The sequence below is a fragment of the Methylobacterium sp. 1973 genome (assembly GCF_040545035.1).
Taxonomy (GTDB): Bacteria; Pseudomonadota; Alphaproteobacteria; order Rhizobiales; family Beijerinckiaceae; genus Methylobacterium; species Methylobacterium fujisawaense.
Genome location: NZ_JBEPLA010000013.1, coordinates 1 through 23,182, shown reverse-complemented (window position 1 = coordinate 23,182; position 23,182 = coordinate 1). Strand labels below are relative to the sequence as shown.

The window sequence follows — 23,182 nt, the reverse complement described above, 5'->3', positions numbered from 1 at the left end:
CCATAACCCCGCGGTACGGCAACCCACGCCCAGGGCGCAAGCGCCGTCGGAGCCCCGTGTCGGCGACGACGGTTGCGCCCCGTCCGTCAACACGCTCTCTGGGGGCCCGATGCGGCGCCGTCTCGTCCAGTCCTTCGCGCGCCTCGCCCTGCTCGGCCTTGCGGGAACCGGCCTGTCCGGCTGCATCGGCGAGGAGCTGCGTCACGGCTATCAGGTCGACCAGGCGGCCCTCGCCACGATCAAGCCCGGCATGAGCCCCGAGCAGGTCCTGCAGATCCTCGGCACGCCGTCGACGGTGTCCACCGTGGGCAACAAGTCCTGGTACTACATCTCGCAGAACACCCGCCGGACGATCATGTTCCTGGGTGAGCAGGTCGAGGATCAGAAGGTGACGGCGGTCTATTTCTCGCCCGCCTTCAAGGTCGAGCGGGTGGCGCTTTACGGCCTCCAGGACGGCCGGATCTTCGACTTCATCGAACGCACGACGCCGACGAGCGGCGCCGACCGCGCCTTCCTCAGCCAGCTGTTCCGCGGCCTGACCCGCTACGAGCCGTTCGGCAGCGGCAGCGGCACCAGCGTCGTGCCGGGCGCCAATCGCGGCATGTGATCGGCCTCGCCCGCCACGAGGCGGGCGATCTCCGGCGGCTCCGAGAACAGGTGCTCGGGGCCGAGGGCCGCGAGAGCCCGGGAATCGGTATAGCCCCAGGCCACGGCGCCGAAGGGACAGCCCAGGGCGCGCGCCGCCTCGAGGTCGCGGATCTCGTCGCCGATGCAGAGAGCCCGGTCGGGCGCCACGCCGGTCCGTGCGAGCAGCGTCCGCAGCCGACGCGCCTTCCCGAAGACCGAGGCCCCGCAGGCATAGGTGCCGATGCGGTCGGCATTGTTCGGTCCGAGCACCCGCCGCACCGTGTCGGCGCGGTTCGACGACAGGATCGCCAGCGGCACGCCCGCCTCCGCGACCGCGGCCAGCATCGCCGGAACGCCGGGAAACAGGGCGATCTGGCCGGCGTCGCGCGCGGCCAGCCTGTGCATGTGGCGGGCGATGAGCGGCAGCTTCCAGCGCGGGATGCCGAGATGGGCCACGATCGCCCGGGCGCCCAGGAGCCGCAGACCCTCGACCTCATGGGCCTCGACCCGGCGGAAGCGGTAGCGGTCGGCGACCCCGTTCAGAACCGAACAGAACCACGGGAAGCTGTCGGCCAGGGTGCCGTCGAAATCGAGGACGACGAGACGCGGCCGTGGAGCGGCCGGCGGCCGGGTCATGTCAGGTCCGCAGGTTCTCGAGCGGGACACAGAGCCGCATCAGGAGACCGCCCGGCGCCCAGTCGTGCTCCAGCACGCCGTCGAGCTGGCCGGCGACGCTGCGCTCGGCCAGAACGGTGCCGAACCCCTTCCGGAGCGGCGCGCCGGCAACCTGGGGGCCGCCCTCCTCGCGCCATGTCAGCGTATAGCGGCCTGCCTCCCGGGCCCCGCTCAGCGAGACGCCGCCCTCCCGCGTCGAGAGCCCCCCGTACTTGACCGCGTTGGTCGCCTGCTCGTGCATGATCAGGGCGAGGGCGGTGGCGGTGCGCTCGCCGATCTCGGCATCGTCCCCGGTGATCACCACGCGCGCGCGTCCGTTCTCCTCGTAGGCGGCCATGATCAGGCGCATCAGCCCGAGCACCGTCTGACCGGCCACCGGCGGGGCGCTGTCGGGGGAATGGGGGCGAACATATTCGTGGGCCCGGGCCAGGGCGCCCAGTCGCTCGCGGAACGCCGCCACGAACGGCTTGGCCGCAGGATCGCTCCGGGCGGTCAGCGCGGCAAGGCCGCCGACCACCGCGAAGATGTTCTTGATCCGGTGCGACAGCTCGCGGATCAGAAGGTCCCGCGCCTCCTCGGCGCGCTTCGCCTCGCGCAGGTCGCGCGTGACGGTGGCGTATCCCACCTCCGTCCCCATCGGATCGCGCACCGGGAAGATGTTGTAGAGCACCGCCAACGGCTCGCCGGTGACGAAGTGCCGGAAGGCCAGCTCGCCCTCCCAGAATCCGTCCCGGCGCACCGCCGGCATGACGGTCTCGGCCAGGATCCGGCGGCTGTCGTCGGTGAAGAAGTCGGACACCGTGCACGCCCGGGCGGCGGCGAGGTCGGGCAGGCCGACCAGGGCCAGGGCGGCCTCGTTGAGATGGGTGATCTTGCCCTCGAGGGTGCAGAGCCCGATGAAATCCTTGGAGGTCTCGACGATCACGGCGAGCTTGCGGGCTTCGGCCTCGGCACGCTTCAGGTCGTCGATATCGGTACAGGTCCCGAACCAGCGCTCGATCCGCCCCTCGGCGTCCCGGATCGGCATGGCGCGCCCGAGCGTCCAGCGGTAATCGCCGTTGTGGTGGCGCAGGCGGTACTCGATCTCGTAGGGCTCGCCCGTCCTGAGGCAGTGGCGCCACCGCGCCCAGGCCCGCTCTTGGTCCTCGGGGTGGAACACCCCGTTCCAGCCCTCGCCGTCGGTGGAGCCGTAGGGCACGCCGGTGAACTCGTACCAGCGGTCGTTGTAATAATCGTGGAACCCGTCCGGCCGGGTGGTCCAGACCATCTGGGGCATGGCGGAGGTCATCACGCGGAAGCGGCGCTCGCTCGCGGCGATCTCCGCCTCGCGGGCGGCGACCCGCGCCAGCGTCCGGCGATGCTCCAGCAGGCTCGAGATCTGACGTGCCAACGCCAGCAGGGTCGCGGTCTGCTCGGAATCGAGGCCGTCCGGCCGCGGGGCCCGGTCCAGCACGCACAGGGCACCGATCGGAATGCCATGATTGCCGCGGATCACCGCGCCCGCATAGAAGCGGAAGGCCGGCGCCCCGGTTACGAGGGGGTTCTCAGTGGTCCGCGGGTCGGTGGTCAGATCCGGGATGACGAGAAGATCGCCCGCCTCGATCGTATGGGCACAGACCGAGCAGTTGATCGGCAACTCGCGCTTGCCGAGGCCCACCTCCGACTTGAACCACTGCCGCTCGGCATCCACCAGGCTGACGAGGGCGACCGGCGCGCGGCAGACATAGGCTGCGACCCGCACGAGATCGTCGTAGAGCGGCTCCGGCTCCGAATCGAGGATCGCGAGATCACGAAGTTCCGCGATCCGATCCGCGGCGCTCCAGCGTCCATCGGTCGGTCCGGCTTCCGCGAGCGCGTGAGGTGCAGGCACATCCATGGTCCTGCCCTCACATAGGCGCGCAGCGGCGCCCTGCCTAGGGACCGCCGCGCTTTCCTGCCGTGCCCGCCGGGGCCCGGCAGACGATGCTGGCCGGGGCGCGTCAGGCGGCCCGGGACTTCGTCAGGGTCGGGTAGTCGATGTAGCCCTCGGGGCCCTGGCTGTACCACGTCGCGGCGTCGTCCTTGTTGAGCGGCGCCTTCTGGGCGATCCGCTCGACGAGGTCCGGATTGGCGATGAAGGTCCGGCCGAACGCGATGGCGTCGGCCTCGCCGGCATCCAGAACCTTCTGGCCGCTGATGCCGTCGTAATCGGCGTTCAGGATCATGGGGTTGCGGAACACGCGCCGCATCGCCGGGGCGATCGGCGGGTGGTCGGCCTTGCCGAAGGTGCCGTTCGGCCCCGGCTCGCGCATCTCCAAGAAAGCGATCCCGACATCGGCGAGCGCCTGGGCGGCGGCCACGAACAGCGGCTCCGGATCGGAATCGTTGCAGCCCTGGATCGCGCCGTTGGGCGAGAGCCGCACGCCGGTGCGCTCCGGCCCGGCCACCTTCGCCACCGCCTCGGTCACCTCGCGCAGCAGCCGCACGCGGTTCTCGATGGAGCCGCCGTACTGGTCGGTGCGGTGGTTGGTGCCGTCACGGAGGAATTCGTCGATCAGGTAGCCGTTCGCGGCGTGGATCTGCACGCCGTCGAAGCCGGCCGCCAGGGCATTGGCGGTGGCCCGCTCGTAATCGGCGAGCAGGCGCGGCACTTCCGAGACCTCCAGCGGGCGCGCCTCGGCATAGGGCTTCTTGCCGGAATACGTGTGCGCCTGGTCGGGCGCCGTCGTGGCAGAGGCCGAGATCGGCTTCTCGCCGCCCAGGAAGTCCGGGTGGACCAGCCGCCCCATATGCCAGATCTGGCAGACGATCTTGCCGCCCTTGTCGTGCACGGCCTTCACGATCGGCCGCCACGCGTCGACCTGGGCGTCGGACCAGATCCCCGGTGCGTAGGGCCAGCCGAGACCCTCCTGGCTGATGCCGGTGGCCTCGGTGAGGATCAGGCCGGCGCCGGCGCGCTGGGCGTAATACTCGGCCATGATCGGGGTCGGCACGTGCTCGCGGGTGCCGCGGCCGCGCGTCAGGGGCGCCATGAAGATCCGGTTCTTCGCCTCGATGGCGCCGATACGGATCGGGTCGAGCAGGGACGGCATGAGGTACCTCGTTGTGGTGCGGCGCAGGCCGCGTCCGGTTTTATTCCCGCGCCGAGGTGGCGCTGCGCCGCCGCGATGCCAAGGTGCAGCGCAGCAGGGCTGACAGGCGCGTGCGGGGGCGCACACGGTGAATGGTGAACAGCCGGGCTCCCTCGGAACCCGGCCCTGTCGACTGATCCGCACCGTGCGGTCCGCGGTCACCGTTCGGGCCGGTCGACGAGAAGGCGCTCACCGATGCCGCCGTCGGTCGCCGGGTCGGCGCCGATGCGCCCGTGTCGTCGCCGCGCGTCTCCGGATATCCGGAGTCGACGCCGGCCATGCGGCTTCGGTTCGTCCGGTCCGGCCTGGGTGTCGGTCTCCATGCCGGGCCGCGCGGCCGATCCCGGAGAGGCAGGATCCGGCTCGGCCGATCGCCCCGACGTCCGGTCAGGCTGCGAGTTCGCGCATCGCCGCGGCGACCTCGTCGCGGCGGTAGGGCTTCTCGAAGAAGCGCCCGCGCTCTGGCAGATCCCCGGGTTCGGGCTGAATCTTCCCCGAGGTCATGATGATCTCGACCGGCGGCCAACGGTCCCGGATCGCATGGGCGAGGTCCAGACCCGCCATGCCGATGCCGAGGTCGATGTCGGAGAAGACGAGGACGATGTCGGGCCGCGCCTCCATAAGGCGCACCGCTTCCTCGGCGTCGAACGCTTCCAGGGCCTCGAACCCCGCATCCTCGACGAGGTCGACAGCCATGAGGCGCATGACCGGCTCATCCTCGATGACGAGGATGGCATTCCGCCTCGCAGTCCCTGCAGCCACGGCTCGCTCCCTATCCATGCTGCAATTGGACGAGCAGCGCACGCAGCGTCGCTTCGAAGCCAGAGGAAGGGTAACGAAGGTCGACGCCGCCGGATCCGGCCAATCCCAAACGAATGAGGCGCGAGCCGAACCCGGCGCGCTTGGAGTGCGCGGGGGCCACAGGTGGCGGGCCGCCCCGCTCGACCCAGTCGAGCACGACCTCACGCTCCCCGATGCCGTCATCCAGGCGCCACGTCACGGCGACCCGCCCGTCGGGGACCGACAAGGCCCCGTATTTGGCGGCGTTGGTCGCCAATTCGTGCAGCAGGAGCGAGACCGAGAGCGTCGCGCGCGGTCCGAGATCGAAATCGGGGCCCGTGACCGTGATGCGGTCGCCATGCCCCGCGGCGCCGAGGACCGCATGGACGACCTCGCGGACCGGGGCGCTCCTCCATGTCTTGTGAAGGAGCACGTTGTGGGCGGTCGACAGCGCGTGGATGCGCCGCTCGAAGGCCTCCACAGGAGCGCGGTCGGGGACACCGCGAAGGGTCTGCGTGGCGATCGACAGCACCATCGCGAGCATGTTCTTCAGGCGATGCGAGATCTCCTCGTTGAGGATGCGCTGCTGCTCCTCGGCCTCGAGCCGGGCGACGCCCGACTCCAGACGCTCGGCGACGTTGCGCACGAAGGCCAGGGTTTCCGGCGACCATCGGCGGGGCTTGTCGTCCTGCACAATGAACACCGCCACCGTGCGTCCCCGCTCGCGAACCGGCATGTTCACGAGCGCGCCGATGCCGACGTCGAGCATCAGCCGGGGATCCGAGGACGTTCTCGGATCGGTTCGCACGTCCTCGATGACCAGCGGCTCGCCGCGCCGAAGGTGCTCGCGGATGTCGCCGAAATCGGCGTAGCGGTGCCGCCCGGCGATGCTGGCGACGCCCGGTGCGGTCCAGCCCTCCTCGATGTCGACGAATTCGACGTCGCCGTCGATATGGCCATAGCCGGCCCGCGTGACGCCGAGGGTCGTGCCGACGATCTCGGCGGCGGCCTGGATCATCTCCGGGGCCTCCGTCAGGTCGCGGAACCGGTCGCCGAGGCTCAGCAGGGCCGTACGCCGCGCCTCGGCCTGGACCCGGTCGGTGACTTCGAGGAAGGTGACGGCGAAGCGGTCGGCGCCGATGGCGAAGGCGCGGCCCTCGTACCAGCGGTCGAGCGTCCCGACCCGCCGCAGGAACTCGCGCGGTTCCGCGCTCTCCACCACCTGTGCGAACTCATTGACCCAGGCGTCCTCGATACCGGGGAAGACCTCGCGGATGGTCCGGCCGGCAACCTGGTTCACGTCGATGCCGACGAGGTCGCCCCAGGCACGGTTGACCTCGACGTAGCGCCAGTCGGTCACCTGTCCGGCCTCGCGGATGACTTCGCCGACGATGAAGCCCTCGCACAGCCGCTCGAACAGGCTGCGCCAGTAGGCCCGGCTCTCGGCGAGGGCGTCCTCGCCGTCGAGGCGCTCGTGGACCGCCGCCATCAGGCGGGCGAGCGTCTCGAAGAACGCCACGGTCTCGCGGTCGAAGGCGGCCACCCGCGTCGAGGCGAAGGCGATGACCGCGCAGAGTTCGCCCCGGCTGACGATGGGGAACCCGGCATAGGCGTCGAGGCCGTTGCCGCGGGCCACCTCCCATCGCGGATCGAGACTGGCCTGCAACCCGCTGAGGATCAGGGGCTGGCGGGTCTCCGCGACGATGCCGCAGAGCGGAGTCCCGAACGGCAGGCGCTTCAGGCGCTCGCGCCCGTCCGGAGAGATGTTGACCGCGTGGGTCAGGCGCAGGTGCTGCCGGTCCGGCGTTACGTCGTAGAGGCAGGCCCGGTCGAACCCGAGGGCGTCGGCCCCGTCCCTCAGAATGGGTTCGAGGACCGCGGAGGGGTCGTCGGCGGTGAGCAGGGCCGTGGAGGCGGTGGCGATGACGTCGAGCCGGTGCGCCCGCCGCAGCTCGGCGGCCTGGAACGCAAGGACCTGATCGCGTTCGTCCACGGCCCGGCGCATCTGCAGCTGGGTGACGACCTGGGCCGCCAGGATGCGCAGGTCCTCCTGCTGCTCCGGGGTCAGCCCCTGGGGCCGGGGCACCGTGTCGATGACGCAGAGCGAGCCGAGCACCTGCCCGTCGGGCGCGCGCAGGGGCGCCCCGGCGTAGAACCGGATGAACGGCTCCCCAGTGACGAGGGGGTTGTCGGCCGTGCGCGGGTCGGCCGCGAGGTCGGGCACGATCAGCAGGTCCGGCTCGGCCAGCGCGTACTTGCAGACCGAGCGCTCGAGGTCGGTCTCGCACGAAGGAAAACCGATCCTTGCCTTGAACCACTGGCGGTCGGCGGCCACGAAGCTGACGAGGGCGACCGGGGTCAGGCACAGCCGGGTCGCCAGCCGCACGATGCCGTCGAAGGCGGCCTCGGGCGGGGTGTCGAGGATGCCGTAGGCCTTGAGCGCGGCGAGACGCAGGTCGGCGGCGATGAGATGCTCGACGCCTTCCATGTCGATCACGGTCATGCGGAAATGGCCCCGTGCGTCGCCAGGGGATCGGGCGCGCCGTCGGGGTCGAGCGCGACGAGGGTTCCGGCCGGCGTGAAGGTCGCGCCGAGGACGAGGGCGAAGTGCTCCTGCACCCGGCGATGGCATTCGCAGGACGCCGCCTGCAGAGCCGGCCGGTCGCGGACCGTGATCCTGGCCCGGCCCATCTCGATGAGCCCCTGGGCCTGGAGCCGGTTGAGGATGCCGCTGAGATAGGTCCGGCGCACCCCGAGCATCTCCGCCAGCATGTCCTGGGTGACCGGCAGGACGTCGGTGGCGAGCCGGTCGTGCAGGGCGAGCACCCAGCGCGCGCACCGCTGTTCGATGGGATGGGCGGCATTGCAGGCGACGGACTGGACCACCTGCGCGAGGAGGCAGTCGGCGTAGCGCACGAGGGCGTTGCGGATCGGCAGCGAGGTGCGCTTGGCCGCCTGCATCCGCGCCGCGTCCAGCCGCACCGCCGCCCCGCCCATCTGAACGACGGCGCGGTTGAAGGCCGGGAGGTAGCCCTGGCTCACGACGCCGCCGAGCGCCCCCTCCCGACCGACGGTCGCGGTCTCGATGGTGCGGCCCTCCTCCAGCGGCACGATCAGGGAGACCACCGTCCCGTCGAGCGGGAAAATCATCGCGGTGACCTCGTCCCCCGGCTCGAACAGGACGTCGCCGCGCACCAGTGTGACCACCTCCGCATGGGGGAGAAGCCTCGACCGTTCGACGGGTGGCAGCGAGCGGAGCAGGAGGTTCCGCTCCAGCGGGGACGGTGAGTTCGGCGGCATCGGTCGCGGCAGGCTGGCGCTACGAGCCGGCATAGCCCAGCTTGGCCGCCGCGTCCGTTCAAGAGTGAACACTTCCCGCTAAAATGATGGCCGGCGGTCGCGAGGTCTCGACATGACGGATTGCCGCGGTCGTTCACGGTCGGCGCAGCGTCCTGCAGGTGGCTGCGCCGACCGCGACGGTCCGAGAGTCGAACCCCGGCACCGCCCGATCGGGTGCGCCGCGCCCTTCGCCCTGTCGGATCGGCGATGACACATCCGCAGGATCCGCCCGGCTCCGTGCGGGCCGGAAGCGGATCGGCCGCAGGCGGCCGCCCGGATCCGGTGCGGCCGGTGATCCCTCAGATGGCCCGCAAGCGGAACCGAGAGGTCGGAAAGCCGACCTTCGGTTCGGCCATCCATCGATCAGCTGTGTGCCAGCACCGCGAGCAGCAGCAGGGCGATGATGTTGGTGATCTTGATCGCCGGGTTCACCGCCGGACCGGCGGTGTCCTTGTAGGGGTCGCCCACCGTGTCGCCGGTCACCGCCGCCTTGTGGGCCTCGGAGCCCTTGCCGCCGTGGTGGCCGTCCTCGATGTATTTCTTGGCGTTGTCCCAGGCGCCGCCGCCCGACGTCATCGAGATCGCCACGTAGAGTCCGGTGAGGATCACGCCGAGCAGGCTCGCCCCCACCGTGGCGAAGGCCTGGCTCTTTCCGGCGATGAGCTGGATCACGAAGAACAGCACAACCGGCGACAGCACCGGCAGGAGCGAGGGGACGATCATCTCCTTGATCGCCGCGCGGGTCAGCATGTCCACCGCCCGTCCGTAATCCGGCCGGTCGGTGCCCTGCATGATCCCGGGCTTCTCCCGGAACTGGCGCCGGACCTCCTCCACCACCGCGCCCGCCGCGCGCCCGACCGCCGTCATGGCGATGCCGGCGAACAGGAACGGGATCAGGCCGCCGAGCAGCAGGCCGACCACGACGTAGGGGTTGGACAGGGAGAAATCGACGCTGACGCCCTGGAAGAAGCGGTACTGTGTCGGGCTCGCATTGGCGATGAAATAGTTCAGGTCCGACGTGTAGGCGGCAAACAGCACCAGCGCGCCGAGGCCCGCCGAGCCGATGGCGTAGCCCTTGGTCACCGCCTTGGTGGTGTTGCCGACCGCGTCGAGGGCGTCCGTGGACTTGCGCACCTCCGCGGGCAGGCCCGCCATCTCGGCGATGCCGCCGGCATTGTCGGTGACCGGCCCGAAGGCGTCGAGCGCCACGATGAAGCCCGCCAGCGCCAGCATTGCGGTGACCGCGATGGCGATGCCGAACAGGCCGGCGAGCGCGTAGGTGCTGATGATGCCGGCCACGATCACGATGGCCGGCAGCGCGGTCGATTCCAGCGAGATCGCCAGCCCCTGGATCACGTTGGTGCCGTGGCCGGTCACCGACGCGTCGGCGATCGACTTCACCGGGCGGAAGTTGGTGCCCGTGTAGTACTCGGTGATCACCACGATCAGCGCCGTGATGGCGAGCCCGATCACCGCGCATCCGAACAGGCCGCCCGACGTGAAGGTGACGCCCGTGGAGGTGGTGAAGGTCGTCGAGAAGCCCCCGAGCAGGGTCATGTTGACCGCCGCGATCGCCCCGATCGACAGAACGCCCGCGGCGATCAGGCCCTTGTAGAGGGCGCCCATGATCGACTGGTTGGCCCCGAGCCGCACCGCGTAGGTGCCGGCGATGGAGGTGAGGATGCAGGCCGAGCCGATGGCCAGCGGGTACAGCATCATCGGCTCGAGGACGTCGCGGCCGCTTCCCGTGGGACCGGAGAAGAAGATCGCGGCCAGCACCATCGTGGCGACGACCGTCACCGCGTAGGTCTCGAACAGGTCGGCCGCCATGCCGGCGCAGTCGCCGACATTGTCGCCGACATTGTCGGCGATGGTGGCGGGGTTGCGCGGATCGTCCTCCGGGATGCCGGCCTCGACCTTGCCGACGAGGTCGCCGCCGACATCGGCGCCCTTGGTGAAGATGCCGCCGCCCAGCCGGGCGAAGATCGAGATCAGCGAGGCGCCGAAGCCCAGGGCGACGAGCGCGTCGATCACCTCGCGGCTCGACGGGTCGAGATGGGCGCCGCGGGTGAGGAACAGGTAGTAGAGGGCGACGCCAAGGAGCGCGAGGCCCGCCACCAGCATGCCGGTCACCGCCCCCGACTTGAAGGCGACGTCGAGGCCGCCGCCCAGCGAGGTGGAGGCGGCCTGGGCCGTGCGGACATTGGCCCGGACCGAGACGTTCATGCCGATGAAGCCCGCCGCCCCCGACAGCACGGCGCCGATCAGGAAGCCGACCGCGACCTTGATCCCGAGGAAGACGGCGAGGAGGACGAACAGGACGACGCCGACGAGGCCGATCGTCGTGTATTGCCGCCGGAGATAGGCCTGCGCGCCCTCGGCGATGGCGGCGGCGATCTCCTGCATGCGCTGCGTGCCGGCATCGCGCCGCATCACGTCGAGGATCGTGACGATGCCGTAGGCGACGGCGCAGAGCCCGCCCACGATGATCAGAAGCAAGGGAATCATTCGACCGTCCTTGTCATTATCGTGCCTGGCGTGGGCTTGTGATTGTCGAGCTTGACCGCCGGACGACGGCCATGGGACGCGGTGCTCAGATTCGGGGCTTTCCTTCCCAGAACAATACCTTGATTGCCAAACTTCGCCGGTGAGCGCAAACGCCGCGCGGGAGAATACGCTCAGGCCTCGGATCTCATGCGCCCGCGCGAGCGGTCCTCGCAGGCGCACGATTTCGCATTATTTTGCATTTCCCGGCGGCATGGCGTCGATGGCAACCGGGCATCGCCGCAGCCGCGGGCTGAGCCGGCGGTCGATTAACGTTCTTTTAACCCTCCGGTATTCTATTTTTAGTTGTACTTTGACGGGGCTCGCGATGAGCAGTGACCACGCCGCCAAGCTGGCGGCCACGCTTGAGGTGTTGCGCGGTGCAGTCGGCTTCCTGATCGCCGAACGGGTCGCGGCACAACCGGTGGCGATCCAGGATGACCTGATCTCCGCGCTGCAGGACGCCCTCTCCCAGACGCCCGGCATGGGCCGGGATCCGGTGAGCCCGTGGATTCCGGTCGTCGCGGCGGACATGATCGACGAGGTCCGTCGTCAGATCGGGCATCCGGCCGGAGCCGCGGCCAGCCGCGGCGTCGCACGATCCGGGCCGGCTCAGATCTCAGAAGTGGCTGAAGGACCCAGCCGCGAATACGCGCTCGGCGCCATCGCGCATTTCGAAGCGCGGCGGGCCGTCGCCTGATGTGACGGTGCCGATGGCCGAGACGGTAAGACCGGCGGCCGCCGCCTCGGCCTGGAAGGCCGCGACATTCTCCGGAGCAACGGTACAGAGGATCTCGTAATCGTCGCCACCGGTCAGGACCGCGTCGATCAGCGCGGGCTCGGCCGCGCAGGCGCGCCGGGCGGCATCCGAGAGCGGCAGGGCGGCGGCCGCGACCCGGGCGCCGCGACCCGCGCCCAGCATCTTGGCGAGATCGCCCGCGAGGCCGTCGGACACGTCCATGGCCGCCGAGGCGTAGCGGCGGACCGCCGGCCCAGCGGCGAGCCGCGGGCGCGGATGCAGGTAGCGGTCGGCGAGTTCGGCCTGGAGCGCCGGGTCCAGCCCGGCGACCCAGGGCGCCGTGGGCTCCAGGCGGAGCCGCAGGCCGAGGGCGGCATCGCCGATCGTGCCGGTGACGCAGATCCGGTCGCCGACCCGCGCGGTGGTGCGGCGGACGATGGTGCCGGTCGGCACCTCGCCGAACAGGCTCACCGAGATCAGCGCCGGGCCACCGGAGCGCACCGTGTCGCCGCCGAGGAGCGGACAGCCGGCCTCCGCCGCCGCCGCGCCGAGCCCCGCCGCGAAGCCGTCGAGCCAAGCCTCCGTCCAGTCATCGGGGAGCGCCAGGGTGAGCAGGAAGCCGCGCGGGACCGCGCCCTTGGCGGCGATGTCGGAGAGGTTCACGCCGAGGGCCTTCCGGGCGATCGAAGCCGGCGGATCCTCCGCGAAGTAGTGGATCCCCGCCACCACGGCATCGGTGGTGAGGACGAGGTCGTGGCCCGGCGTGGGCGTCAGCGTGGCGGCGTCGTCCCGCAGCCCGTGGGCGCCCGGCCCCGCGAGGGGGGCGAAGTAGCGGGCGATCAGCCCCTCCTCGGAAGCACGGGCCGACCCGGCCAAGGCTCAGGCCTTCCCGGCGGGCGGCTTTCCGGCGGATGGCTTTCCGGAGGACGGTTTGCCGACGGACGATTTACCGGGAAGCGGCTTCGACGAGCCCGGCTTGCCGGACGCCTTCTGAGCCCCGACCTCCCCCGGCCGGACCTCCCGGGCGAGCCGGTCGAGCACGGCATTGACGAGGCCGGGCTCGTCGGCCGTGTAGAAGCTGTGGGCCACGTCGACATATTCCGAGATCGCCGCGGCCGCCGGCACGTCGCGGCGGAACATCAGCTCGTAGGCGCCCGCCCGCAGGATCGCCCGGAGCACGATCTCGATGCGCCGCAGCGGCCAGCCCTGGACGAGGGCCTGATCGAGCTTCGGGTCGATGGCCCGCTGCTCCTCGACCGTGCCGCGCAGGAGGTCGCGGAAGAAGGCGGTCTCGGCCGGGGGATGGACGATCCCGTCGACCTCCTGGCCGATCCAGAAGGCCTCGAACTCGGCGAGCGCGTCGAGGACGCCCTTGCCGGAGATGTCCATCTCGTAGAGCGCCTGCACCACGGCGAGGCGGGCGCCGCTGCGCAGGCTGATCTTGGCGGGCTTGCCGGCGGGCTCGGCGCCCGTCTCCGGCTGGGTGTCGGTGGTCCCGGTCATGGGGGTATCCGTCATCGGGTGCGCGCGGCTTCGGCGGCGCGCTTCAAAGCGAGCACGCCGAGGGCAGCCTCGGCGGCACCGCCGCCCTTGTTCATCTCGGCGACCCGGGCACGGGCGAGGGCCTGCGCCTCGGTCTCGACCGTGAGGATGCCGTTGCCGAGGGGCACGCGGCGCTGCACCGACAGGTCCATGAGCGCCCGGGCGCTCTCGCCGGCGACGATGTCGTAGTGGCCGGTCTCGCCACGGATGACGCAGCCCAGCGCCACCACCGCGTCGTAGGGCTCGGCGTCGAGCAGGATCGCCACGGCGGCGGGGATCTCCAGGGCGCCCGGAACGGTCACCACGATCGCCTGCGCGGAGGCGGCCGCGATGGCCGCGCGGGCCCCGGCGAGGAGTTCGTCGGCGATCGCGTCGTAGTAGCGCGCCTCGACAACGAGGATCCGGGCGCCGGCGAGGGCCGGGTCGGTGGGCTTGGGCGCCGAGTCGGCGCGGGTATGGGCGACCATGGCTCTCGTCCGGCCGGGTTTTCGGGAATGGGCGGGCGGCACGTCGGGCGCCCGCACGGGGAGGACGGTTAGACCGAAGCGGCCGGCGCCACAAGCGGTGCGGGATCTTGGCTCAGGCCTGGTCGCGCGAGCGGCGCCGAAGCCGGCCCCACCAGCGGCGGCAGCGGAGGCGCCGCGGGCCCGCCCGCCGGCAGGGCCGTGCGCGCGACGTTCATCGTCATGGCGAGGAGCGCGTAGTAGCCGTTGATGCCGGTGAGGTCGATCGCCCCCTGCTCGCCGAAGCGCGCCACCAGGGCCGCGTAGGTCGCGTCGCTCACCGCGCGGTTGCGCATCAGCTCGGTCGAGAACGCGTAGGCCAGCGCCTCGTCGGCGCTCATCGTGTCGGGGCGGCGTCCTTCGGCGAGCGCCTGCGCGGTCTCGGGGGCGACCCCGGCCTTCAGGGCGATGGGGTGGTGGATGGCCCACTCCACCGGCTGGCTCCATTCCCGCGCGACCACCAGGATCGCGAACTCGCTGACCCGGAGCGGCAGGACGCTGCCGTAGCGCAGGTACTGGCCCATCCGGCTCGCGCACAGCATCAGTTCGGGGCTGCGCAGGAGCGGCACGAACGGCCCGAAGACCGGGACGCCGCGCTCGGCCTGGAACGCGGCCGCGGCCGCGGTCTGCGCCGGGGACAGGCTGTCGGCCGGGATCTTCGGCATGCGCTCCGCGCTGGTCTGCCCGCTGGCCATGCGTTTCTCTCCCCTGCCTCGACCCCGACCCGCGGCGCGCTCTGGATTTCCGGCCCCCGTGCGCCTAGACCATTGAGGCTCACCGGCACGCACCGCGCCCGACCGGGCCGCGACCCCTGAACGCCAGCGAGGCTTACGGCTTTGGCCCTCCCCGTCAACGAACGCCGGCGCATCATGCTGCTCACGGGCGCGAGCCGGGGCATCGGTCACGCCACCGTCAAGCGCTTCTCGGCCGCGGGCTGGCGGGTGATCACCTGCTCGCGCCACGCCTTCCCGGAGAACTGCCCCTGGGAGATGGGGCCCGAGGACCACCTGCAGGTCGACCTTTCCGACGCGCAGGACACGGCCCGCGCCGTCGAGGAGGTGCGGGGCCGGCTCGCCGCCGAGGGCGGGGTTCTGCACGCGCTGGTCAACAATGCCGGCATCTCGCCGAAGGGGCCGGAGGGCGAGCGCCTCGGCGCCCTGGCCACCGAGTTCGACACGTGGCAGCGGGTGTTCCAGGTCAACCTGTTCGCCACGATCCTGCTGGCCCGGGGCCTGCGCGAGGAACTCGCCCGGGCCAAGGGCTCGGTCGTCAACGTGACGTCGATCGCAGGCTCGCGCGTCCATCCCTTCGCGGGGGCGGCCTACGGCACCTCCAAGGCGGCGCTCGCCGGCCTGACCCGCGAGATGGCCGCCGATTTCGGGCCGCTCGGCGTGCGGGTGAACGCGATCTCGCCGGGCGAGATCGACACGTCGATCCTGTCGCCCGGCACCGAGAAGCTCGTCGAGCAGATCCCGCAGCGCCGGCTGGGCACGCCGGACGAGGTCGCCAAGGCGATCTACTTCCTGTGCACCGAGGCCTCGTCCTACGTGAACGGCGCCGAACTCCACATCAACGGCGGCCAGCACGTTTGACCAGATCGGGCGCTTCCTCTGGCGCATCCGCGGGCACGACGGCCGCGCGCCGGCACCCGGCGCCGGGCCGCAGGCTGCGCGCCGTCGTCCTGGGCCTCATCGTGGGCGTCGCGCCCGTCGCGGGGGCGCGGGCCGAGCCCGGGATCCGGATCCTCGACCTGCCCTTCAAGGTGCGGGCGCTGCGCGGCTCGCGCAGCGAGGCGGCGGTCTCGGTGGCGACCTCCGGGCTCCTGCCGATCACCGGCGCCAAGACCGGTCCGCAGACCGGCGGCCAACAGGCCGGCGACGAGGAGAGCGCGCCGATCGCCGTGGTCTGGGGCGACGAGGGCGGCGCCGTGCTCGCCCTCGCCGAGGGCCGCGTCACCGTGCGGCCGATCGGCAAGGAGGCCGTCGAGGGGCTGACCGCCGCCGAGACGCCGCGCGGGGCCCTGCCGGGCTCGCGCCGGACGCTCTCGGGACCCCTGAGCGCCTATCTCACCGGGCGCACCCGCGCCCCCGACGGCGGCCCGGCCGCCGCGGTCCTGACGATCCGCGAGCGCCAGCCGATGGCGGTCAGCACCGATCCGAAGCCCGTGCCCGTGGCCACCGTGACGGTGCCGGCGGGGGGCGAGGCGGTGTTCGCGCCCCTGCGGCCGCGCCTGCTGCGCCTCGGGGGCCGGCCGGCGCTCCTGGCGGCGACGCTGTCGGGCGCGGATGCCGGGGGTCTCGCGCTGATCGACCGGCCCGCCGGCGATCCGGGCGCGGCCTGGGCCGTCACCGCCCGCACGCCCGCCCAGCCGGGGCCACCGCTGAAGATCGTCGGCATCGCCGATTTCTCCGGGTCCGGCGAAAGCCAGGCCGCGACGGTCAGCGCCAAGGGCAGGCTCCAGCTCTGGACGCTCCGTCCCGACCGGATCGAGGCGGCCGGCGAGGCCGAGGGCTACGCGGCGGGCGACGGCGATTCGGATCTCGCCGTCACCACCCCGGCCGGCGGCGGCCCCGAACTCGTCCTGCCGGTGGCGGGCCGCCCGGAGATCGCCTTCGTGGCAGCCAAGGGCGGCCTGCGCGAGCGCGCGCGCGTGCCCCTGCCGGTTCCCGCCGAGACCGGCATCGTCGTCCTCGGCGAGGGCGCCGTGGCGCGGCTGCTCGTCGGCCTCGCCGACGGCCGGGTGGCCGTCGTGGCACCCGATGGAGGCACGCCGTGAGTGCGGGCGCACCGGATTCCGACAGCCGCCTGTTCCCGGCGCGGCCCTTCGTGGGCGCGTCGATCGCGGTGATCCGCGGCGATCGCGTCCTTCTGGCGGCGCGGGCCAACGAGCCGATGCGCGGCGTCTGGACCCTGCCGGGCGGTCTCGTGGAAGCGGGGGAATCCCTGGCCGAGGCGGCCCTGCGCGAATTGTCCGAGGAGGTCGGCCTGCCCGCGGAGGTTGTCGGCGTGCTCGCGCCCACCGAGATCATTCTCCGGGACGAAGCCGGCCGCGCCCGACATCACTACGTCGTCCACCCGCACGCCGCCCTGTGGCGCGGCGGCGAACCCGTGGCCGGCCCCGAGGCGCTGGGGACCCGGTGGGCGACGCTCGCGGAGGTCGCGACCCTTCCGACCACCCCGGGACTGGTCGACACCCTGCGCGAGGCCTTCGCGCGCGTGAATGCACATGTGGATGCACATCCTGCGCGGACGGGCGGCGGGGAGGCGACGGCGTGAGGCGGCCGACGACGATCCTGTGCCTGCTGGCGCTCCTCACCGGCCTGGTCTCCGGGCCGGCCCTGGCCCAGCAGCGTTCCGGCCGAGGGGCCGCGCCTGCCAAGGAAACCGCCCGGGAAGCCGCGAAGGAGGCCCCCAAGGAGGCGAACGCCCCCGCGGACGTGCCCGCCCCCTACGACCGGGACCTGCTGCGCATGTCCGAGATCATCGGGGCCCTGGCCTTCCTGCGCAACCTCTGCGGAGCGCCGGATGCGTCCGACTGGCCGACCCGCATGAAGGCCCTGATCGAGTCCGAGGGCGTGACCCCGGTCCGCCGCGACCGCCTGGCCGGCGCCTATAACCGCGGCTACCGCGGCTATGCGCTCACCTACCGGGTCTGCACGCCGGCGGCCCACGAGGCCGCCGCCCGGTACGTCGCCGAGGGCGACCGGCTGTCGCATGCCCTGGCCGGCCGTTTCGGAGGGTGATGCAGGCGCAACACACGCACCGGCGATGCCGGCGAAACATCGGATTTGAGCGCCCGTGTTAACCGATCCGAAATTCTCGGCTGGCCGAGCCGCCGGGACCCGCCTATCATCCATTGTGTCCGCCGGGCCCCGTGTCCGGCGCAATGGAAGTATCCGGCTATGCAGCACAGCTCTCACACCGCCCCCATCGAGGTCGATGTCGAGGAGAAACGCGTCGCGCTGAGTTACGTCTCGGAAGCGTTCGCGGAAGGCTGCCTCGATGGTCTCGACGGTGACTGCATGGCCCAGGCCGCCCTGTTCGCGGCGTTTCAGGAACTGGTGACCACGTACGGCGAGGAAGCCACCGCCCGGTACGCCGAAGGATTCCCGGAGCGCATCCGCGGGGGCGCCTTCACCACCACCCTGCAGCATTGAGCGTGTGAGCGCGGACGGTTGAGGCACGGGCGGTCAGCGACTACGTCCCGGGTCTGCGGTTCGGCGCGCCGGACCGCCCGCCGCCCGAGGAGCCGCCGCCCATGCCCGTTGCCCTGTTGCCGGACCGCGTTCTGGTCACCGTCGTGGGACCGGACGCCACGACGCTGCTCCAGGGCGTCCTGACCTGCAATGTCGAGACGCTCCAGCCCGGTGAGGCGCGCCTCGGCGCCCTGCTGACGCCGCAGGGCAAGATCCTGTTCGACTTCCTGGTCTCGCGGATTCCGGACGGCTTCCGGCTCGACGTGCAGGCCGACAAGGCTGCAGACCTCGCCAAGCGCCTGACGCTCTACCGTCTGCGCGCGCAGGCGACGATCGCCGCCGACCCGACCGTCGCGGTGGCGGCCGTCTGGGCCGGCGCCGTCCCGCCCGCGGCCGAGGCGGTAGCGGATTCCCGCGCGGCCGATCTCGGCGCCCGCCTCTACGCCGCCGCGGGCGCCTTCTCGACGGACGCGACGGAGGCCGATTACCACGCGCACCGGATCGTCCTCGGCGTGCCCGAAGGCGGACGCGACTACGCCTTCGGCGACGCCTTCCCGCACGAGGCGCTGATGGACCAGCTCGGCGGCGTCGACTTCCGCAAGGGCTGCTATGTCGGCCAGGAGGTGGTCTCGCGGATGCAGCACCGGGGCACGGCCCGGACCCGCATCCTGGCCGCAGCCTATCCCGACACCGCGCCCCAGCCCGGCACCGAGATCACGGCGGGCGGCAAGGGGCTCGGCACCACGGGCAGCGCCGCCGGAACCCGCGGCCTCGCCCTGGTCCGCATCGACCGCCTGGGCGACGCGCTGGCGGCCGGCGAGACCCCGCGGGCGGGCGAACGCCCCGTGACGCTGGAGCGCCCGGCCTACGCGACCTTCGCGATGCCGGATGTTGCGACGAGTGCGGCGGGCTGAGGCCGGATCGCATTCCGCGGGCGCCGCATACTCCGGGACAGGGGCCCCGCGTTACCGATCACAGCCCGATCCCGGGCATTCGCATCGGAGCACGATCAGCTGGCGCGTGGGGTGGCTTCTTGCGACCCCGGGGCGGCATGCCGGGATCGTTAGAGGTTCCCAGGAGCCGGCACCCTCCGGCCGGCATCCCAGGCCGGCCCGGGGTCGATCGGGAGCCGTCCCGGACCTTCTGCCCTGAAGCGGATGCTCGCCTCCGGGCCGCAGCGACGGCCAGATCGGTCGCATGGGCGGGGACATCGAGGAAGACGACGATGACCTTCCAGGACGAGATCGCAGCGTTCTTCGCCAGCTACGTCGAGGCGTTCGCGCGCCGCGACGCCGATGCGTTGAGCGAGCTGTGGGAGCCGGTCGGACTGTTCCCGTCTTCGACCGGCAACTTCGCGTTGCCGAGGGAGGCATTTCGCGACCATTGCGTGACGCTCATGGACTTCTATCGCAAGCAGGGGGTCGTCCAGCCCCTGGGCGAACTCCGGTCGGCGGTGGAACTCTTCCCGAACGTCGCCCAGGCTCGGATGACCTATCGGATGCGGGGCGAGGGAGACGCACTCGTCGCCGAGTGGGACCACGTCTACATTCTGCGCCGCTCCGACCGCTGGCGCGTATCGTTGACGATCGCTGACGGTGAAATGGCGGCATGGGCCGCACGAGGGGCGCAACTCTGATTTGCGAATGTCGGGCGCTCGACGCCACACAGGACGCCTGTTGCTCAGGCGCCTCGCGAGAAAGCGGAAGCGCTGACAATCTCGGAAGGGTCGCGAGCAGGCGCGACGGCGATGTCCATTCCGGTGCGTTTGCCGCTCTGGAGCGAAGCCTCGCACATCCACCCCTCGCCGACATACGCGCCTTTGCACCCGCGGCCGTCGTCGACATCATTTCGGAGGTTGCCGCCGTAACTGATCTGAGATGAGGTGCGCCCCTCGAAAGCTCGACATCGACGGGATTGCGACCACAAATGACTCAGAATCGGATCACCGTGGAAGCAACGGCTCCCGCCCCCCTCGATGTCGCCTGGAAGGCCTATACATCGCCCGACCAGATCATGCAGTGGAACTTTGCCTCCGACGACTGGCATTGCCCAGCCGCAAGCGTCGATCTGAAGGAAGGCGGCAAGTTCACGTCCCGCATGGAGGCGAGGGACGGAAGCATGGGCTTCGATTTCGAGGGCACTTACACGAAGATTATTCCGAACACGCGAATCGAATATGCGTTTGGTGATCGCAATGCGGTGGTCGAGTTCACCCCATCGGGCGAGCAAACGCACGTAAAGATTGCGTTCGATCCCGACGAACACGTCCCCATCGATCACCAGCGCGACGGCTGGGCGGCGATTCTTGGAAACTTCTGCCAGCATATCGGGAGGCGTTGAAGCCCGCCCAACGAGAACGACGACCGAGACCGCTGTCCGGCCGGAGCGGGCGTTTCCCTCCCGCCCCGACAACGCCAGTCCTGTGCCTTGCCTTTCATCCCTCGAGCGGACAGCCTGCAAGCGTTGAGGAGACCCTCCAGACGACCAGGAGAGGATGCTCGAAATCGAAGAGGACGATCTGTCTCGCGAGCAGACACGCGCATTGCTGGCGCTTCATCGTGCAGGCCCGCATGCGTGCTCGCCGCCCTGCCACGTGTTCGCGCTCGATCTCTCAGACTTGCACTCACCGGGCGTGACCGGGTTGACGTCGCAGAAGGCGCGCGCCGGCCCTGCGACCGGATCAATCCCCCATGCGTGAAGCCGGAGCGGAGCGCGCCGCGACAGCCGCTGCGCGTTCCCCATTCCGACGATGGCGTTCCGCTCCTGTTCTCGTTAACGTGGCCGGATGTCCGAGACTGGCCTGATCGACCATTCCGACGGCTGCCCCCGCTGCTGGTGGGCCGGCCTCGACCCGCTCTATGTCGCCTATCACGACACCGAATGGGGCGTGCCCGAGTATGACGGCCGGGCCCTCTACGAGAAGCTGATCCTCGACGGCTTCCAGGCCGGCCTGTCCTGGATCACCATCCTGCGCCGCCGGGACGGGTTTCGCGACGCCTTCGCGGGTTTCGATCCGGAGCGGATCGCCCGCTTCACCGAGGACGATGTCGCGCGGCTGATGGCCGACACCCGCATCATTCGCAACCGCGCCAAGATCCAGGGCACCATCGCGGGCGCCCGGGCTTGGCTGCGGATCGAGGACCAGGGCCCCGGCTTCTCGCGCTTCCTCTGGGATTTCGTCGACGGCCGGCCGATCCAGGGCAAAGCCCGGACCCGTGCGGGGATCGCCACCGAGACGCCGGCCTCCCGGGCGATCGGGAAGGCCCTGAAGGCGGAAGGCTTCTCCTTCTGCGGGCCGACCATCGTGCACGCCTTCATGCAGGCGGTGGGCATGGTCAACGACCACCTCGTCGGCTGCCACCGGCACGGACCCTGCGCCGAACTGGGCCGGCCCCGATGAGCGAGCCGCCGCGCGCCTGGCAGCGCATGCTCTCCGGCCGGCGCCTCGACCTCCTCGATCCGGCGCCCGGGGACATCGAGATCGCCGACATCGCCCACGGCCTCGCCCGGGTCGCCCGCTGGAACGGCCAGACCCATGGGCCGCACGTCTTCTCGGTGGCCCAGCACAGCCTGCTGGTCGAGGCGGTGGGCCGCCATCTCGACGCCGCTTGTACCGATCCGGACGGGCTGGAACTCCTGCTGCACGACGCGCCGGAATATGTCGTGGGCGACATCATCTCGCCCCTGAAGGCCGCCCTCGGCGACGCCTATCGCGGCATCGAGCTGCGTCTGCTCGCCGCGGTGCGCCGCCGCTTCGGCCTGACCGCCCCGGTGCCGGCGCTCGCCCGTTTGGTGAAGCAGGCCGACCGGATCGCAGCCCATGTCGAGGCGGTGCGCCTCGCCGGTTTCGCCCGGGACGAGGCCGAACGCTATTTCGGCCCCGCCAGGGCGCTGCCCGAACCGGTGCTGGTCCTGGCCGAGCCGTGGCCGACCGCCGAGGCCGAGGCGCGGTTTCTCGCGCGATTCCACGCTCTGTGTCCGACCTGACGAATCTCCGCCCTCGATCCGTCACGATCGCAGGTCACTGGCGCCAGACCATGCCGACCCTCCACGTCTGTCCCCTCTCGCGTCTGCCCGAGACGGTCGCCGCCACCGATGCGAGCCACGTGCTCACGCTGATCAATGTCGGCACGCCGCTGGAGCGGCCGGCCGCGATTGCGGCGGAGAACCACGTCGTCATCGGGGTCAGCGACATCGCCGCGTCGCGCGACGGGCACGTTTTGCCGGCTGAAGAACATGTGGCCCGGGTGCTCGACTTCATTCGGGCCTGGCCGCGGGAGAAGCCGCTCGTCATCCACTGCTATGCCGGGATCAGCCGGTCGACAGCCGCCGCCTATATCGCAGCCTGCGCGCTGGCGCCGGAGCGCGACGAGGCGGCGATCGCCGAGGCCCTGCGCGCAGCTTCGCCTTCGGCGACGCCCAACCCCCTGTTCGTGGCCATCGCCGACCGCATGCTCGGCCGAGACGGCCGCATGGTCGCGGCGATCGCGCGCATCGGTCGCGGCGCCGACGCCTTCGAGGGCACGCCGTTCAGCCTGGCGCTGACGTGAGCCGAAGTGTGGCGCAAACGCCGCCGCGTGGCTCCAAAACGGTGCGGATCCGGCCAGCGGATTGGCTCCCCGGGTTGTGGGCACCGGGTTTCGCGCCGTACAACCACCCCCAAAGGAAGTATCTGGGATGAGCGCGAGCAGACCCGAGGGGGCCCCCGCCGCCGGCGACCTGCCCTTCGAGAAGGCGCTGGAACAGCTGGAGGAAATCGTTCGCCGGCTTGAGCGGGGCGACGTGCCCCTCGACGAATCGGTGGCGATCTATGAGCGCGGCGAGGTGCTGAAGAAGCATTGCGAGGCGCTGCTGAAGCGGGCTGAGGCCCGGATCCAGCGGATCACGCTGGGCTCCGATGGGCGGCCCGAGGGCGTTGCCCCACTCGACATGTCCTGAGGCTCGGCGGTCAAACCGATCCCATCCGTTAGAGGTTGATGCCGTGGCAATTACCCCCGAGCAGAGTGCGCTTCTCGATCGTGTCCCGAATCCTGCGGCGCTGCGGCGTCTTCCGGAATCGGATCTTCCGGCTGTTGCGGAGGCGGTGCGCGCCGAGATGATCGACGCGGTGTCGATCACCGGCGGCCA

General features: G+C 71.1%; 26 protein-coding genes. 15 read left to right on the top strand and 11 right to left on the bottom strand.

Annotated features, from left to right (window positions below):
- Positions 1-109: 109 nt before the first annotated feature.
- Positions 110-607 carry an outer membrane protein assembly factor BamE gene (locus tag ABIC70_RS21995; RefSeq protein ID WP_043348419.1) on the top strand — a complete coding sequence of 166 codons (498 nt, stop codon included), beginning with the start codon at positions 110-112 and terminating at the stop codon, positions 605-607.
- Here the strand turns inward: ABIC70_RS21995 and ABIC70_RS21990 are convergent.
- The 7 genes from ABIC70_RS21990 to ABIC70_RS21960 form a co-directional block, all read right to left on the bottom strand.
- The gene (locus ABIC70_RS21990) at positions 544-1,263 is read right to left on the bottom strand and encodes an HAD hydrolase-like protein (protein WP_354441137.1); all 720 of its coding nucleotides are present in this window, start codon (positions 1,261-1,263) and stop codon (positions 544-546) included. The two genes, ABIC70_RS21995 and ABIC70_RS21990, sit on opposite strands and share 64 nt — an antisense overlap.
- Before the next feature lies 1 nt (position 1,264).
- Positions 1,265-3,178 (bottom strand): PAS domain S-box protein, encoded by a 1,914-nt coding sequence (locus ABIC70_RS21985; RefSeq protein ID WP_053609102.1) that lies wholly within the window; start codon positions 3,176-3,178, stop codon positions 1,265-1,267.
- Positions 3,179-3,281: 103 nt separating this feature from the next.
- Positions 3,282-4,373 (bottom strand): alkene reductase, encoded by a 1,092-nt coding sequence (locus tag ABIC70_RS21980; RefSeq protein ID WP_043348413.1) that lies wholly within the window; start codon positions 4,371-4,373, stop codon positions 3,282-3,284.
- 426 nt (positions 4,374-4,799) lie between these two features.
- Positions 4,800-5,192, bottom strand: a complete 393-nt coding sequence (locus ABIC70_RS21975; RefSeq protein WP_075380890.1) for a response regulator — start codon at positions 5,190-5,192, stop codon at positions 4,800-4,802.
- Entirely contained in the window at positions 5,185-7,695 is a 2,511-nt protein-coding gene (locus tag ABIC70_RS21970) for a GAF domain-containing protein (protein WP_354441134.1), read from the bottom strand. The genes ABIC70_RS21975 and ABIC70_RS21970 overlap by 8 nt, the downstream gene beginning before the upstream one ends.
- Positions 7,692-8,492 carry a Crp/Fnr family transcriptional regulator gene (locus ABIC70_RS21965; protein WP_043386450.1) on the bottom strand — a complete coding sequence of 267 codons (801 nt, stop codon included), beginning with the start codon at positions 8,490-8,492 and terminating at the stop codon, positions 7,692-7,694. Before ABIC70_RS21965 ends, ABIC70_RS21970 begins: the two co-directional genes overlap by 4 nt.
- Before the next feature lie 402 nt (positions 8,493-8,894).
- Entirely contained in the window at positions 8,895-11,039 is a 2,145-nt protein-coding gene (locus ABIC70_RS21960; RefSeq protein WP_075380891.1) for a sodium-translocating pyrophosphatase, read from the bottom strand.
- Positions 11,040-11,298: 259 nt separating this feature from the next.
- Here ABIC70_RS21960 and ABIC70_RS21955 point away from each other — a divergent pair, with 259 nt between their 5' ends.
- Positions 11,299-11,775 (top strand): hypothetical protein, encoded by a 477-nt coding sequence (locus ABIC70_RS21955; RefSeq protein ID WP_354441132.1) that lies wholly within the window; start codon positions 11,299-11,301, stop codon positions 11,773-11,775.
- On the opposite strand, the gene thiL is transcribed toward ABIC70_RS21955, so the two are convergent.
- The 4 genes from thiL to ABIC70_RS21935 form a co-directional block, all read right to left on the bottom strand.
- Complete coding sequence (gene thiL, locus ABIC70_RS21950) at positions 11,695-12,690, bottom strand: thiamine-phosphate kinase (protein ID WP_354441130.1); 996 nt, start codon at positions 12,688-12,690, stop codon at positions 11,695-11,697. The genes ABIC70_RS21955 and thiL overlap by 81 nt on opposite strands.
- Positions 12,691-12,693: 3 nt before the next feature.
- Positions 12,694-13,317, bottom strand: coding sequence for a transcription antitermination factor NusB (gene nusB, locus ABIC70_RS21945; protein ID WP_354441128.1), 624 nt, complete (start codon positions 13,315-13,317; stop codon positions 12,694-12,696).
- 11 nt (positions 13,318-13,328) lie between these two features.
- Entirely contained in the window at positions 13,329-13,823 is a 495-nt protein-coding gene (gene ribH / locus ABIC70_RS21940) for a 6,7-dimethyl-8-ribityllumazine synthase (RefSeq protein ID WP_043348390.1), read from the bottom strand.
- 68 nt (positions 13,824-13,891) lie between these two features.
- Positions 13,892-14,554, bottom strand: coding sequence for a carboxymuconolactone decarboxylase family protein (locus ABIC70_RS21935; RefSeq protein WP_354441126.1), 663 nt, complete (start codon positions 14,552-14,554; stop codon positions 13,892-13,894).
- A 174-nt stretch (positions 14,555-14,728) separates the two neighbouring features.
- Here ABIC70_RS21935 and ABIC70_RS21930 point away from each other — a divergent pair, with 174 nt between their 5' ends.
- The 13 genes from ABIC70_RS21930 to ABIC70_RS21870 all read left to right on the top strand — a co-directional run bounded on the left by ABIC70_RS21930 (position 14,729) and on the right by ABIC70_RS21870 (position 22,993).
- Positions 14,729-15,451, top strand: a complete 723-nt coding sequence (locus ABIC70_RS21930; protein WP_043348395.1) for an SDR family NAD(P)-dependent oxidoreductase — start codon at positions 14,729-14,731, stop codon at positions 15,449-15,451.
- The gene (locus ABIC70_RS21925; RefSeq protein WP_502916036.1) at positions 15,448-16,635 is read left to right on the top strand and encodes a hypothetical protein; all 1,188 of its coding nucleotides are present in this window, start codon (positions 15,448-15,450) and stop codon (positions 16,633-16,635) included. The genes ABIC70_RS21930 and ABIC70_RS21925 overlap by 4 nt, the downstream gene beginning before the upstream one ends.
- Positions 16,632-17,135, top strand: a complete 504-nt coding sequence (locus ABIC70_RS21920) for an NUDIX hydrolase (RefSeq protein WP_354441122.1) — start codon at positions 16,632-16,634, stop codon at positions 17,133-17,135. Before ABIC70_RS21925 ends, ABIC70_RS21920 begins: the two co-directional genes overlap by 4 nt.
- The gene (locus tag ABIC70_RS21915; RefSeq protein WP_354441120.1) at positions 17,132-17,602 is read left to right on the top strand and encodes a TIGR02301 family protein; all 471 of its coding nucleotides are present in this window, start codon (positions 17,132-17,134) and stop codon (positions 17,600-17,602) included. Before ABIC70_RS21920 ends, ABIC70_RS21915 begins: the two co-directional genes overlap by 4 nt.
- A gap of 159 nt (positions 17,603-17,761) precedes the next feature.
- Positions 17,762-18,016 carry a hypothetical protein gene (locus ABIC70_RS21910; RefSeq protein ID WP_012320917.1) on the top strand — a complete coding sequence of 85 codons (255 nt, stop codon included), beginning with the start codon at positions 17,762-17,764 and terminating at the stop codon, positions 18,014-18,016.
- Between the two features lie 101 nt (positions 18,017-18,117).
- Positions 18,118-18,969 carry a CAF17-like 4Fe-4S cluster assembly/insertion protein YgfZ gene (gene ygfZ / locus ABIC70_RS21905; protein WP_354441118.1) on the top strand — a complete coding sequence of 284 codons (852 nt, stop codon included), beginning with the start codon at positions 18,118-18,120 and terminating at the stop codon, positions 18,967-18,969.
- Positions 18,970-19,280: 311 nt separating this feature from the next.
- Complete coding sequence (locus tag ABIC70_RS21900; protein ID WP_043386464.1) at positions 19,281-19,691, top strand: DUF6841 family protein; 411 nt, start codon at positions 19,281-19,283, stop codon at positions 19,689-19,691.
- A 290-nt stretch (positions 19,692-19,981) separates the two neighbouring features.
- The gene (locus ABIC70_RS21895) at positions 19,982-20,395 is read left to right on the top strand and encodes an SRPBCC domain-containing protein (RefSeq protein WP_354441116.1); all 414 of its coding nucleotides are present in this window, start codon (positions 19,982-19,984) and stop codon (positions 20,393-20,395) included.
- A 154-nt stretch (positions 20,396-20,549) separates the two neighbouring features.
- A complete protein-coding gene (locus tag ABIC70_RS21890; RefSeq protein WP_354441114.1) occupies positions 20,550-20,753 on the top strand; it encodes a hypothetical protein in 204 nt (67 codons plus the stop codon).
- 87 nt (positions 20,754-20,840) lie between these two features.
- Positions 20,841-21,455: a DNA-3-methyladenine glycosylase I gene (locus tag ABIC70_RS21885; RefSeq protein WP_075380896.1), complete on the top strand. Its 615-nt coding sequence runs from the start codon at positions 20,841-20,843 to the stop codon at positions 21,453-21,455.
- On the top strand, positions 21,452-22,042 hold the full coding sequence (locus tag ABIC70_RS21880; RefSeq protein WP_043386474.1) for an HD domain-containing protein: 591 nt from the start codon (positions 21,452-21,454) through the stop codon (positions 22,040-22,042). The genes ABIC70_RS21885 and ABIC70_RS21880 overlap by 4 nt, the downstream gene beginning before the upstream one ends.
- Before the next feature lie 50 nt (positions 22,043-22,092).
- Positions 22,093-22,605 carry a tyrosine phosphatase family protein gene (locus ABIC70_RS21875; protein WP_354441111.1) on the top strand — a complete coding sequence of 171 codons (513 nt, stop codon included), beginning with the start codon at positions 22,093-22,095 and terminating at the stop codon, positions 22,603-22,605.
- 127 nt (positions 22,606-22,732) lie between these two features.
- Entirely contained in the window at positions 22,733-22,993 is a 261-nt protein-coding gene (locus ABIC70_RS21870) for an exodeoxyribonuclease VII small subunit (RefSeq protein WP_043348369.1), read from the top strand.
- Positions 22,994-23,182 lie beyond the last annotated feature (189 nt).